Origin of the sequence: Enterovibrio makurazakiensis, from assembly GCF_050336585.1 — a bacterium.
Taxonomy (GTDB): Bacteria; Pseudomonadota; Gammaproteobacteria; order Enterobacterales; family Vibrionaceae; genus Enterovibrio; species Enterovibrio gelatinilyticus.
In genome coordinates this window covers 57,139-70,571 of the sequence record NZ_JAKJSE010000026.1, presented here as the reverse complement: position 1 = coordinate 70,571, position 13,433 = coordinate 57,139, and the positions used below count along the sequence as shown (strand labels likewise).

Sequence of the window (13,433 nt, the reverse complement as noted above, 5' to 3'; positions counted from 1 at the left end):
GTTAAACTCTATCAAGAGCGAGACAGATTCACTTTGTTGCTTTGCTTATAGTTGCACTTGGTTAAGTAGTACTCATTGAGGGCAACACCATGCAAAATAGCACTGTATTCTCTAGGCAACTGGCAATGGATATCAGCCATTCCTCGCTATTGGATGAATTTAAGAAAGCCACACTTCAATTGCGCCTGCATGAACTGGAAGCGCAATCTCTCAACATTCTTTTCGCAGGCCCGCAAGGCGTTGGTAAAACCGCCACTATAAAAGCACTCTTTGGAGATGACTTGGTGGGTGATGCATTATCCGAACAAACCGCGTCGAATTCATTAGAAGTTAGCCGTTACGAGAAGGGTGGTCTTGTGGTGTGGGATTACCCCGGACACACAGGTCACGCAGAGCAAGATGCTTTGCTAGACATGCAATTGGGTGCGACCCTAACGGAGTGTGACGGCGACGGCACCCCCCTTATTGACATGGTTGTCGTGGTGCTAGATGCGGCTGAAAGAAACCTCAATAGTGGCTATCGTCTAATTTGCGAGGTAATCGTGCCAGCGTTAGGCGATCAGTTTGATAGCCGTTTGGTCGTGGGTCTGAACAAAGTAGATGCGGCGAGTTACGGCTACGAATGGGATTTCGCAATGGATACGCCATCACCAGAAGTGGAAATTTGGCCAGAAAGCACCGCTTCTTTGTTGCGTCACTGCATGTTGGATGAGTCAGGGCTTGAAATCGCGCCGGTGTGCTACGCTGCAGAGTTTGCGCGTAAAGACGATATTGCACGTCCTTTCAACTTGTTGAAATTGGTTAATGAGATGGTGTCAAAACTGCCAATTGAGAAAAAGCTTATGGTGTTTGATGCGCCACTAAACAACAAAACCATGGCTTGGCATGAGAGTGATGATCGCATCAATTACCTCGTGCAAATGGAAAATAACCTTTTTGATCTGATTTATGAAGGCGCAAAAGATGGCGCAAGGTTTGGCGGTTTACTCGGCGCGTATTTGGGTAAACAGGGCCGAGAGTTGGGCTATTTGGTTCGTCGTAACGTTCGTCGAACGCTTCATCAAGAATAAGCCAGCCCAGCCATTTAAAGCGCGCTAATTTTGCGCACCCATTAGGCCATGCTAGTTAAGGCCGGCAACGTAACAAGAAGTAGAAAGGGAGCACAGTGGCTCCCTTTTTCATTTGCATCAGATCTGTTGTGCATCGTCTGACGCGCTTAAAGCGTAGAACAAAGGAATCTAATCGTCCCAGTTGAAGTCACTGACTCGTTCATCGGCAATATAGAACAGCAAATCATTCGGTTTGACTTCCGCTTCAAGTGCCGGGTTCAGCTTCACTTGATCGTCACGTCGAATACCGATAAGTGTTGCATCATGCTGTTGCTTCATTCGCATAAACAGCTCGCTAACCGTGGTGTATTTGGCATTACCAGGGTAGGTGACGGCGTATTGAGTCATGCCTTTTCGTGTATTCAGTAACTCATGATGCAACTCTGACGAGCCGGGGTCGACCGCCGATTTTGCCATCATCTCAACAGACACCGATGGGATGCATTCTGCTTTCGGGCAATGGCTCTTAAGGAGGTTACTCAGCACTTCCTCTTGGAAGTACGCCAGAATGTGAGCATCAGGGTTTTTGCTGGCACAGAATAACGCCGCCGCAAATGTGATGTCGTCTTCTGGGTTATCAATGATGATGCAACTTGCGTCCTCATATCCAGCTCGCGACATCGCGACCTCGTCGGTGAAGCTGGTGGTTCTAACAAAATCGATTTCTTTCGGCAATGGATTTTGAATCTCAGCACGCACACACAATACAATTGGGCGCTTGTCTTTTTCCTCATGAAGCAACATGTCGATAAGGTGTAGGGTACGGCTTTCATTCCAGCCCAAAATCAAAATGTGTCCTGACACGTCAACGCTCCTTCTTCCCAGTAATCCTCTACGCCAAAATTCAATGGCAATGCCAGCTAAACGACCGACCCCAATAGCAAAAATACTTAAGCCGCAGGGGATCACGAACAAGGCGACAATCCATTTTCCTGCAACTGTTTGTGGCGACATATCGCCATAGCCGACCGTCGATGCGGTCACGAGTAAATAGTAAACATAATCAACAAATGGCGACGTGAGCGCTTGCTCACCGGCAAGCTTAAGCAAAACCCAACTTATGACGGCGTAAGCCACCACCGCTGTTAGAACATGTTTTCCACTTAAACGCTGAAATTGAGAGGTGATCCATCGGCGAACCATGTACCACTTTGTCATCAGACGTCTTCCTTTACGTGTTATTTCAACTAGCCACATACTATAACAGCCTAATCGAGATGCTAATTTCTCAATACTGCTGACTGTGAAAAAGTTCTCATCTTAGTGCTGGAAGCACAGATAGTTTCCCGCTAATGTCGAAGAAAAAGCGAAGCCAAATACGCTAGGTATAAAAAGCAAAGCTAAAAAGTTAAGAGAGGCGGCGATGAGCGATAACAAGTACCTTGATGAGTATTCAGAAGATAGCTTTTGGACGAAAGCTCGCAACTTTGCGCAAAAAGCGGGTTATGACGTATTGGAGAAAGCGTTAAAGCTCTACTATTCGGCGACGGATGAGGACACACCAAAGTGGGCGAAAACCACAATATTTGCAGCGCTGGGGTACTTCATCACCCCAATAGATGCCATTCCAGATCTCACGCCCGCCGTGGGCTTTTCAGACGATCTGGGTGTACTTGTTGCGGCTGCCGCGGCGGTTGTGATGCACGTGAAAACGGAGCACAGCGAGAAAGCGTCAGAAAAGCTCGATCATTGGTTTAGTAAACTCGATTAAGGGAAATCCCATGAAAGGAACGCGTATTAACTTAACGCATGCATTTGAAAAAGTGTCATTTCTGGAAGGGCGAACGCCTGAGCATGCGCTGAGTAATGAAGGTGAGGAAGCGTTTGCGACACTATCACCGTACCGCGATGGGGGTGTGTTCATTGCTTACTATGATGGAAAAAGCGAATGGGAACGTCATCCAGGTGATGAACTGGTGCAAATCATTGAGGGGCAAACCACGGTATTTCTATTAGAAAATGGCGAAGAGCGTCCTGTCTCGTTGTCGGCGGGCGAAATGATTGTGGTGCCTGAAATGGTATGGCACAGGTTCGATACGCCCAATGGCGTTAAGGTGCTCACCATTACCCCACAGCCAACAGAACACAGCATTGAGACCCCGGTAACGTATGGTTGAAAGTGTTTGATGAACAGATACCGGTGACTTTGGTTAAATGTCGCTACCCGTGAGTGAATTGAGGGCGTAGAATGCCAGCCCTGCAATTTCCAGACAGCACCGATTAGGCTTTCACATGGCAAAACCGAGCAAGACATCTTCACAACAGAAAAAGGGACTTCATCCTCGCAACCCGCACAGAGCGAGATATGACTTCCCTGCCTTAGTAAAAAGCACGCCTGCGCTGAGTGCGTTTGTGAAGAAAAACCCGTTCGGAGAACTGTCGGTGGATTTCTCTGATCCTGACGCAGTGAAAACTTTAAACAAAGCGCTGTTGAGCCATTTCTATCAAATTAGCTTTTGGGATATACCTAAAGGCTATTTATGCCCACCGATCCCGGGGCGTGCTGACTATCTACACTATCTTGCAGATCTATTAGCAGAAACCCATCACGGTAAAATCCCTAAAGGCAAACAGATCAAAGGTCTGGATATTGGCATGGGCGCGAACTGCGTGTATCCGATGGTTGGGCATCGTGCTTACGGTTGGCAATTTGTGGGGGCAGACATTGACCCTGTGTCGGTGAAAGGCGCTAAGCTGCTGGTGGAAGCGAACTCTTCACTGAAAGGCGGCATTCAATGCAGATTGCAGAGTAACCCAGATAACATTTTCACCGGTATGATCAACGCCAAAGAGCGTTTCGATTTCACTCTGTGCAATCCGCCATTTCATACCTCAATGGAAGAAGCGACTCGAGGCTCAGAGAGAAAAGTTCGCAATCTTGCTGCTAACGCCCGTAAAAAAGGCGCAGACACACGCCCATCTCACGCTATGTCACATGCAAGTGCGAAAGGGGTAAGCCAAGGGAAGGGGAAACCTGTACTCAATTTCGGCGGACAAAATGCCGAGCTTTGGTGCCCCGGTGGGGAAGCGGCATTCATTAAACGTATGATCGAACAAAGTGCAGACTTCAAAACCCAATGCTTATGGTTCACCACCATGGTCTCGAAAAAAGAGAATCTGCCTGCCATCAAGCAAGCGTTAAAAGCGGTGAAAGCGAAAGACATTCGCGTGATTGAAATGGCACAAGGGCAGAAGGTTACCCGAGTGGTTGCGTGGACGTTTTTAAGTACAGAAGCGCAAGCTGAGTGGTGTAGTGGCTGGAGTGAGTAAACTTGGTCACAGAAGCTATGGTCACAGAAGCTATGGTCACAAAAACCATGGCCTCAAAAAACATGGCCACAGAAAACAAGAAGACTGATCAATCAACGCGGCGATGAACTCGCCGCGTTTTTGTATCTGAGTGTTGTCTTGGCTTCTCGCGCCACCCAATCACTTATCAACGATGATTGAATAACTGATTCCGTCTTAATCCACCACAAACAGCTTGGCACCAACCTCGGTGGACGAGCGGTGTGCTTCGGCGTTGTCTGCGACTTGATAGCTCATTCCGGGTTTGAGGACGTGGATACTGCCGTCTTCAAGTTCGGTGGTTAGTTCGCCGGACAAACAAAACAGAATGTGCCCTTTAGAACACCAATGATCAGCGTGATAGCCAGCTGAGTATTCGACGATTCGAACCCTTAAGTCGCCGAAGTGTTGAGTTCGCCAGTATGCTACGCCTGTTTCCCCTGTATGCTCGGTGGGCGTGATCGCCTCCCAATCCGTTGTGCCAAATGGCAAGTCTTTCATTTCCATTCGTATATCTTCCTTGTGTTTTGCGATGTTCATTGTTGAGAGCATACAAAGCGAAAGCAATCAGGATAAACCTTCTTTGACTCTGCATTCATCGCCAGTCTTGCATTTGAAAGGCGTGGGATCAATAGGTGGTATTTTGTTCATCATCACTGTAATGAGTTGAAAATAAATGAAAAGGGAGAAAGAGGCATAGTGTTTCAAATTGAACACGGCAAAACGTCGTGATTGTTGCGGTTTGATACTAGCTGATGCAGTGAGGCAAGGATGATAAAAAGGTACTCGCCTAGCCCTTTGTCAAAGCGAGTTTGGACGACTTTTTAACAGTGGGTGTTTGCTCACCTTTACGCGCTATATCCCTGACAAAAATGTTGTCTTTTTTGCAGATTAGAAGTACATAGTTACTAACTTTATCTTCTTGGTTTTGATGTGGACAAATTGCTCAAAAAGCTGCCGTTTTTCATGGCATTGCTTATTGTGTTACTTAGCAGTTACGCCATTGGTGTGATTGGGTTAAGTGATGCAAAAATTGCCAATAATAGAGCGATTAGCCAGCAATCTACGCCAGACACTAAAATTGATACGTTTGCGTCTCGAACTTCGCTGCCGCGTGTTCTCTATTCCGCATCACGCCAGCCTAAAAAGCAGGGGGTGAATTGGCCGTTGATGCTAGCGTCTAATACAGGAGTGTTGGCGCTAAATATTACACTTTATGGATTACCTAAAAACCATCTTTTGTTCGATAGCCGCCGCCTTGCAGGCTGGCAAGATGCCAATCTTCAGTTTCGCTTTATTCATTCCCGTTAGTCACGTGTTTGCGTTGCTATTCGCCGATGTATGACATCGTCAGGCTTTCAAAAACGCACAAATAGTTCCAATGATCCTCGTAACGCGCATTTCTTGAACTTTGGTATTTTGGAGAAACCATGTTTGAAGCCATTCAAGAAGTTTTAGTGGCCATTTGGCACCAAGACTTCGACGCTCTGCTAGCACCTGGCAGTGCTACCCTTATCTACATCATTGTGGCAACGCTGATCTGCTTGGAAAGTGGCTTTTTACCCGCAGCGCCTTTGCCATGCGATAGCATCGTTGTCCTAGTGGGAACCTTGTCAGCCGTGGGTGTGCTTGACCCGTTCTTTTCATTCCCGCTACTGATTATCGCGGCGGCGATGGGTAGCTGGTTTGCGTTTATGCAAGGGCGCTGGCTAAATCGACTGCCTCTTGTTCAGTCATGGCTGAAGCGAGTGCCAGAAAAACAAATGCTAACTGTTGATGCATTGCTTTGTCGTCATGGCTTGGTAGCGTTGTTTGTCGCACGTTTCGTTCCCGGCGTACGTTCTGTGCTGCCGATGATGATGGGAATGCGTGTGAATGAGGTGCCTCGTTTCCATTACTTCTCATGGTTAAGTGCAACCATGTGGGTATGCCTGCTTTCCGGTCTCGGGTTCCTGTTGCCATCGTTGCCTGAGCCAATTAGCCGCTTAGTGACAATGGGTTTGATGGCGGCGCCAGTCATTACGTTGTGTATCGCTACTCTGACTGCATTGACATGGCGCATTCGCAAAGCAATGCGTCCTGATTTGAAGCCGTCGGTTTAACTGAACGAATTCAAGCTTGGTTTCTTTACTTAAAGAGCATGCGTAAAAATTGACATGAAAAAGGCAGGTATGAAACCTGCCTTTTTTGCATCTAAACCACGGAGAGTGACTCTGTTATTTGATGGTGACACGTTCAATAACAATCGGGTCCATCGGCACATCGTCATGTCCTGCAACGCGAGTGGTCATGGCGTTGCCGATATTGTTCACCACGTCCATGCCTGCTGTCACTTTACCGAATACCGCGTAACCCCAGCCTTGGTTGGTGGTGGCGGTGTAATCTAAAAAGTGGTTGTTTTCTAAGTTAATAAAAAACTGCGCGGTTGCTGAATGTGGCGCATCAGTACGTGCCATTGATAGCGTGCCAATAACGTTCTTTAAACCACGATTTGCTTCATTGACGATAGGCGCGTGAGTGGACTTCTCTTTCATTTTTGCAGTGAAGCCGCCGCCTTGGATCATGAACCCTTTGATCACGCGGTGGAAGATGGTGTTCTCGTAGAAGCCTTCTTGGCAATACTTCATGAAGTTCTTAGAAGTGACTGGCGCTTTGTCCATGTCTAATTCGATTTCAATATCGCCATAGTTTGTCGTGAAGATAATCATTGGGGTGACTCATTGCTAAAAATGAAAAGGGCGCAGTATATACCCAAACAACGTGAAGATGCAGGATTCAGCGAGGTTTACTGATGAATATAAACCGTGCTCAGTCAAGAGGACTGAGCACGGTTAGTCTTAATGGTCACGGTGGCTAATGGCTGGTATTTGGCTGCTCTGAAATTGCATCCGTTTTGTCGTTTACGTCATCGTCCAGTTCGCCTTCGTGGAACTTGTGTCCTCCTGAGATATAGGTGTACATCACAGGGAGTACAAACAAGGTGAACATGGTGCCCACAGCGAGACCAGCCACAATTACCAAGCCAATGTTGTAGCGTGATGCAGCACCTGCGCCGGTGGCGTATAGCAGCGGGATTAACCCTGCTATCATGGCAGATGTTGTCATCAGAATAGGGCGTAAGCGCACGGTGGCGGCTTCCACAATGGCTTCCTGCTTCGAAACTCCTTTCATGATTTGTTCTTCTTTCGCCACTTCACACATCAAAATGCCATGCTTGGTGATAAGCCCAACCAAGGTAATCAAGCCGACCTGCGAGTAAATGTTCATAGAAGTTTCGCCTGAGATATGTGTCCAGCCCAACGCAATTAACGCACCACTGATGGCGAGCGGCACGGTGAACATGATCACCAACGGGTCACGCACGCTTTCAAACTGGCTGGCAAGTACAAGGAAAATAATTGCTAATGCCAGTGCGAACGTTAGATAGAGCGAACTTCCTTCTTCTACGAATTGTCTCGCTTCACCCATAAATGAATAGGTGTAGCCTTGCGGCAAATCGGTCACCGCAAGGTTTTCTAGGAAGCTAATGGCATCTCCCATTGCGACATTAGGAGCGGGAACACCTTCAATTGAAATCGAGTTCATCTGATTGTAGTGAGGCAAGGATTTGGCTTGTCCATTCACTTCAAAGCTCACCAAGCTAGAGAGTGGAATGGCGGCACCATTTTGCGCCGTCACATAGAACTGATTGATAAGGTGCGGGTTGGCGCGGTCGACACGTTCAACTTCTGGGGTGACCTCATAAGAGCGTCCATCAATGTTCACGCGGTTAATGTAACCACCGCTCATCATGGTGCCTAATGTCGAGCCGATAGCTTGCATGGTGACGCCATATGCGCCTGCGGCTTCGCGGTCAATGGAAAGTTGCACTAAGCCTGAGTCATATTTTAAGTTCACATCGGAATAAACAAACAAAGGGCTGGCTTTCACCTTCTCCAATATTTTGCTGCCGATGTTATATAAGGTTTCAAAATCCGCAGGGCTTGTAATAACAAATTGTACGGGCAAACCGCCTGATGCTCCTGGTAACGAGGGCATTTGATAGGCTGTCGCATTGATGCCCGGTATTTTCTTGGCTGCTGCGTTGATTGTCGCTGAAATTTCCTTTTGGCTTTGTGTACGGTCACTCCAGGGGATCAATGGTCCTATTGCAATACCTTGGCTGCTGGTGGGCACACCAATCATGGCGAGTGAGGCCTCTGCTTGAGGTTGGTCAGAGATGATTTTACCGATGAGCTCCATATTTGATTGGATGTAGTCATTGTTTGATGTCGAAGGCGTACTGCCAATCACTACCACTACACCCTGATCTTCATCCGGAGCGAGTTGTGACGGGATGAAGGAGAAGATGATGGGCAAAGACACCAACACTAGTATTGCGAATACGACGACGACTGGTTTTCGGTCAAGCACAGCGTGAAGGGCGCGTTCATAGCGCTTTGTGAGTCCGCCTAGAACGCGTTCAACAGTGGCTTCAAACTTGCTCGGTGTCTCATGATGTTTGAGTATTTTCGAACACATCATTGGTGAGAGTGTTAATGCAACAAAACCTGAGATAAACACTGAACCTGCCAATGTTAACGCAAATTCTTTAAACAAGGATCCGGTGACGCCGCCCATCAATGCGATGGGCGCGTAAACCGCTGCCAGTGTGATGGTCATCGAGATCACGGGAACGGCAATCTCACGCGTGCCTTCAAGCGCCGCTTTAAATGGGGGCGTGCCCATTTTGATGTGGCGGTCGACGTTTTCCACCACCACGATGGCATCATCCACCACCAATCCTATCGCCAATACCATGGCGAGCAAGGTCATCAAGTTCAGTGTGAAACCAAAGGCCTGCATCACGACCATGACGCCAATCAGTGATAAGGGAATCGTCACGATAGGGATGACAACAGCACGGAACGAGCCGAGGAACAGAAGAATCACAATAATGACGATCACTGCCGCTTCAATAATGGTTTTTACCACCTCATCGATGGAGTCGGTAATGGCGAGCGTGGAGTCGTACAACACCTCGGCTTTGATGGTGGAGGGGAGATTACGTTTTATCGAGTCAAACTGCACGCGTATGCCCGCCGCGACATCAAGCGGGTTAGCCGTGGGCGTGGCGTTAATGCCAACAATAACCGCTTCTCGTCCATTGGCGAGTGCACGGGAACTGTCGCTGCTTTTGCTCAAGTTAACCTCTGCAACATCACGCAGCATGACTACCTGACCATTATCACTTTTTATGATCAGGTTTTTCAGTCCTTCAACCGTATCTACCTGACTATCAATGGTGCTGTTCAATACGGTAAAAAAGCTATTGAATTGGCCGACGGCGGATTGGTAGTTATTTTGCTGCAAAATACCAACAAGCTCAGACGTTGATATGCCATATTGCCCCAGTTTTTTCGGGTCTGGCCATATTCGAAGGGCAAACGGAGCGCCCCCCATCATAACGATGTTTGATACGCCGTTGACGGTTGATAGCTGAGGGTTAACCACGCGCTCTAAGTAGTCCGCTATTTGGCTAGAATTCAAATCACCACTAAAGAAAGAGATATACATAATAGAGGTGGTTGAGCCTGTCGATGAAGTTACCGAGGGGTCATAGGCTTCTTTGGGTAACTGGTTGGTGACTGAGTTAATCTGTGACAGCACATTTGCAAGCGCGGCTTCTGGGTTGGTATTGAGCATCATGTTCAACACAATACTCGAAGAGCCTAATTGGCTCGCGGAGGTCATAAAATCAAGGTTGTCCACCTGTGCGAGCGCTTGTTCAAGTGGCTGAGTAATGAAGCCTTCAACCAAGTTGGCATCGGCACCGGGATACGGCGTGGTTACGGTGATCACGGTATTTGTCATTTCAGGGTATTGGCGCACATGTAGATCTTTAAGTGCGTTCAACCCTAGCAACAGTAGCAGCACGCTGAGCGATGCCGCCATGACCGGACGATGTATGAAAATATCGGTAAATTTCATGTCCGGCTCCTTAAAGTTGCGGCATCTTGTCAGGCACCGAGATAGGGTTCGGGACAACGTCTACTTTGGCGTTGTTGCCCAAATTCAATATGCCTGTTGTCACGACTTCATCGTCAAACTTTAGATCGCCAGTGATCAACGCATCGTTACCGCTGCGTTGCGCTACATCAACGGTGACTTGTTTCACGCGTGTCTCATTGTCTTTCTTCTCGACAACGTACACGGAGTTGCCATAGAGGGCGAAAACGATGGCGGTTTGAGGGACAACAAATTGATCATCAAGATTGGAGAGTGAAATATTCACGTCGGCGAACATGCCGCCTCGCAATGAGCGATCATCATTTGGCAGTTCAGCCTGCACCGCCACTAAGCCTGTTTGGTTACTCACGACAGGCTCAATCGCATTGATCGCCCCTTTATAAGTGCGATCGGGGTAGGCTTCGACTGTCAAAGAGATTGCTTGCCCAATGCTGATGCTTCCTAGCTCTGCTTGCGGGACACTGAAACGAACTCGCATCACTGAAAGATCTTCCAAGCGAACGAGATCGGTTCCCACTGAAACATATTGGCCAAGGTTGACGTTTCTAATCCCCAGTAGCCCATTGAATGGCGCTTTGATTTCTCGCAGTGCAATGGTCGCTTGTAAGCTTTCAATGTTTGCTAGCATTGCCTGATATTTTGACTGCGCAGTTTCGACACTTTGCTCTGACACTGAGCGCTCTTTGTAGAGTTTGACGAGGCGATTGTAATCATCGCGAACGGAAGGAAGCTGCACTTGCTGGGCTTTCAAGTCTGCTTTTTGAACCGATGCATCCAGCTCAATTAACACATCCCCCTGAGATACTGAACCGCCATTTTTGAAGTTGATGGCGTTAACAATGCCAGACACTTCGTTGGACACATCGACGCCTTGATTGGGTTCAATAAAGCCGATGGCGCTGATGCTTTGTGGCCAAACAGTTGGGGAGAGTTTGGCAGTAGTGACGGGGTACACAGGCTCTGGCAAGTTAGCGAGTGTGTCTTTTATCTTATTGTTTACGACGAGGTTGAAACCAATCACTGTGCCGAAGGCAAGCACGACGATCACAATCATCCCTATTACCCACTTACTCATGTGTGATTCTCCATGCTTTTTCTTCTAGGGTGGCGAGAAAGTGCCAGCAGAAAGTGCCGGCGTAGTTGCAACACGGCTCACTTCGCCGACTGCGTGCTTTAAAAAGTATATGCTGCGAGTAAATTCGAAGTGTGTCCTTGTTGGGACGAAACGGCGGCAATGTGCCCGCACTTCTTTACACGTCATAGCGTATGAATTGACGTTCAATGAACGTTTATAAAAGCCATTGGGAGATGGGGCGTTGGCACGCGTAGGCTGGGAGTGCTATAAAATACAATCAAAAACAATGAATTGATTTTTTGTTTATTCTCAATGCGCCAATCTTAGCGCCTTAGTTGACCACCCCGTTAAGCAGTAAACCAATCAACATTGGACAAGGAGAATCTGAAATGGATATTAACTCGCTGCTGTTATTTGTGGTCGCTTGCCTTGCTATCAACATGATCCCGGGGCCTGATGTTATCTACATTGTGTCCAACACAATGAAGGGGAAAATGGCCACTGGCATGAAAGCGGCGTTTGGCTTAGGTGTTGGCTACTTTGTCCATACGCTTGCCGCGTGCTTGGGGCTATCAGCAATTATTCTAAGCTCTGCGGTCTTGTTTAGTGTCGTGAAGTGGTTAGGTGCTGCCTACTTAATGTATTTGGGTATCCAGTCTTTGCTCTCTATGTGGAAAGGGGGCAGTAAGGTGGTTTTGACTGAAGATGACGCTTTGGCATCAAACAAAAATGTGTTTTTGCAAGGCGTGATCGTGAGTGTATTGAACCCCAAGGTTGCGCTGTTCTTCCTCTCTTTCTTGCCACAGTTTATTGATACATCGACAGGATCTGCGTCGCTACAATTGCTAATGCTTGGCTTACTGTTCAGCGGGCTAGCGACAGTGATTAATGTGTTGTATGCCTCCATCGGCAGTTGGGCTTTCCGTCGACCGAATGCCCAACGCTATTCGCGAGCGTTGGAGGGCGTGTCAGGTGTGTTGTTGATTGGGCTAGCTGGCAAAGTGGCGATTAGCGATCGCTGATTGCAAAGAGAACAGTCGGTATTTGAAGACCGTTTGAAATCAAAGGGGTGGTTAACGCACTGGCCTAAGTTGAAGGTTGTTTTGTCTGATCATTAGTGTGATTGCTGACATTTAGAAGACAGCCATTCTAGCAATGAGAGTCATGGGAACAAAACGCTACTTCTCAGCATCTGGTGCCACAGGTTCAGGCGCTTCGGTTAGGTTTTGATAAGCGAAGGAGAGGGTGATCACAGCAAGAATGGTGACGACATAGCTAAAAAAGGTGAACAAAGCAGGAAGCGGTGAGAGGAGAGCGATAGGGACTAAGAATAAGCCAAAGATGAATGGTGCAATTGCAACGACACAGAGCATATACAGGGTTTTCTGAGCAGTGAGTTGCCATGCATAAGGAAACGACACGCCTTTCCCAAGTGCAATTGCTGGAAACACTATACATAAACGGCAAGATATAATTCCAGCAACAATCGCCAATACTCCCGCGACAAAACCGATAAGCGGTGTCAGCAAAAAGATCGCATAAACACCGAACCAAAGACTAAGATAATGAGCAAAAAACCACAGCTCTATCTTGCCAATGGTGAAACGCCCCCAGTGAGGGACGGAGTCTTCGCCCTTCAGTACAATGCGGTGGACGTTGATGGCGATGATTGAACTAAGCAAAGCCTCAATGAACATGACTGTCCAATTAAACAGTTCACTCTGTAATTCCATGGCAACTAGTTGCAACAATATCGCCAACAAAATCGGGATAATGGTGATGCGCAACAGCACCATTTTGTGCCTAACCGTGAACCTTAATGCCGCTGAAAGTGTGTCACCAAACATCGTGATATCCCTATCAAACTATTGTCTCAACTCGCTCTGTGAGCGACGAATACGCAGATAACTAAGCTAACGCAATTTACTTTTTAGCGGTTGCTCATTGCTAAG

The 13,433-nt window shown here is 47.6% G+C and carries 13 protein-coding genes; 7 read left to right on the top strand and 6 right to left on the bottom strand.

What is annotated here, in order from left to right; genetic code table 11:
- Window positions 1-89: 89 nt before the first annotated feature.
- Window positions 90-1,070: a GTPase family protein gene (locus L4D06_RS19450; RefSeq protein WP_274164638.1), complete on the top strand. Its 981-nt coding sequence runs from the start codon at window positions 90-92 to the stop codon at window positions 1,068-1,070.
- A gap of 168 nt (window positions 1,071-1,238) precedes the next feature.
- On the opposite strand, the gene L4D06_RS19445 is transcribed toward L4D06_RS19450, so the two are convergent.
- Window positions 1,239-2,267, bottom strand: coding sequence for an ion channel (locus tag L4D06_RS19445; protein WP_274164637.1), 1,029 nt, complete (start codon window positions 2,265-2,267; stop codon window positions 1,239-1,241).
- 205 nt (window positions 2,268-2,472) lie between these two features.
- On the opposite strand from L4D06_RS19445, the gene L4D06_RS19440 reads away from it, so the two are divergent.
- The 3 genes from L4D06_RS19440 to rlmF all read left to right on the top strand — a co-directional run bounded on the left by L4D06_RS19440 (window position 2,473) and on the right by rlmF (window position 4,379).
- Window positions 2,473-2,820 (top strand): YkvA family protein, encoded by a 348-nt coding sequence (locus tag L4D06_RS19440; RefSeq protein WP_429740766.1) that lies wholly within the window; start codon window positions 2,473-2,475, stop codon window positions 2,818-2,820.
- Between the two features lie 10 nt (window positions 2,821-2,830).
- On the top strand, window positions 2,831-3,226 hold the full coding sequence (locus tag L4D06_RS19435; RefSeq protein WP_429740765.1) for a cupin domain-containing protein: 396 nt from the start codon (window positions 2,831-2,833) through the stop codon (window positions 3,224-3,226).
- 115 nt (window positions 3,227-3,341) lie between these two features.
- A complete protein-coding gene (gene rlmF / locus L4D06_RS19430; protein WP_429740764.1) occupies window positions 3,342-4,379 on the top strand; it encodes a 23S rRNA (adenine(1618)-N(6))-methyltransferase RlmF in 1,038 nt (345 codons plus the stop codon).
- Window positions 4,380-4,574: 195 nt separating this feature from the next.
- On the opposite strand, the gene L4D06_RS19425 is transcribed toward rlmF, so the two are convergent.
- Window positions 4,575-4,937 carry a DHCW motif cupin fold protein gene (locus L4D06_RS19425; RefSeq protein ID WP_429740763.1) on the bottom strand — a complete coding sequence of 121 codons (363 nt, stop codon included), beginning with the start codon at window positions 4,935-4,937 and terminating at the stop codon, window positions 4,575-4,577.
- 393 nt (window positions 4,938-5,330) lie between these two features.
- On the opposite strand from L4D06_RS19425, the gene L4D06_RS19420 reads away from it, so the two are divergent.
- Together L4D06_RS19420 and L4D06_RS19415 are read left to right on the top strand one after the other, a co-directional pair.
- Window positions 5,331-5,708, top strand: coding sequence for a hypothetical protein (locus L4D06_RS19420; RefSeq protein WP_429740762.1), 378 nt, complete (start codon window positions 5,331-5,333; stop codon window positions 5,706-5,708).
- Window positions 5,709-5,827: 119 nt separating this feature from the next.
- Window positions 5,828-6,499, top strand: a complete 672-nt coding sequence (locus tag L4D06_RS19415) for a DedA family protein (protein ID WP_274164631.1) — start codon at window positions 5,828-5,830, stop codon at window positions 6,497-6,499.
- A 114-nt stretch (window positions 6,500-6,613) separates the two neighbouring features.
- Here L4D06_RS19415 and L4D06_RS19410 read toward each other — a convergent pair whose 3' ends face one another.
- The 3 genes from L4D06_RS19410 to L4D06_RS19400 all read right to left on the bottom strand — a co-directional run bounded on the left by L4D06_RS19410 (window position 6,614) and on the right by L4D06_RS19400 (window position 11,481).
- Window positions 6,614-7,105 (bottom strand): peptidylprolyl isomerase, encoded by a 492-nt coding sequence (locus tag L4D06_RS19410; protein ID WP_274164630.1) that lies wholly within the window; start codon window positions 7,103-7,105, stop codon window positions 6,614-6,616.
- Between the two features lie 145 nt (window positions 7,106-7,250).
- A complete protein-coding gene (locus L4D06_RS19405) occupies window positions 7,251-10,367 on the bottom strand; it encodes an efflux RND transporter permease subunit (RefSeq protein WP_429740761.1) in 3,117 nt (1,038 codons plus the stop codon).
- A 10-nt stretch (window positions 10,368-10,377) separates the two neighbouring features.
- On the bottom strand, window positions 10,378-11,481 hold the full coding sequence (locus tag L4D06_RS19400) for an efflux RND transporter periplasmic adaptor subunit (RefSeq protein ID WP_429740760.1): 1,104 nt from the start codon (window positions 11,479-11,481) through the stop codon (window positions 10,378-10,380).
- Between the two features lie 389 nt (window positions 11,482-11,870).
- Between L4D06_RS19400 and L4D06_RS19395 the strand changes: the two genes are divergently transcribed.
- Entirely contained in the window at window positions 11,871-12,503 is a 633-nt protein-coding gene (locus L4D06_RS19395) for a LysE family translocator (RefSeq protein WP_429740759.1), read from the top strand.
- A gap of 156 nt (window positions 12,504-12,659) precedes the next feature.
- Here L4D06_RS19395 and L4D06_RS19390 read toward each other — a convergent pair whose 3' ends face one another.
- Window positions 12,660-13,328 (bottom strand): hypothetical protein, encoded by a 669-nt coding sequence (locus L4D06_RS19390; protein ID WP_429740758.1) that lies wholly within the window; start codon window positions 13,326-13,328, stop codon window positions 12,660-12,662.
- Between the last annotated feature and the right edge of the window lie 105 nt (window positions 13,329-13,433).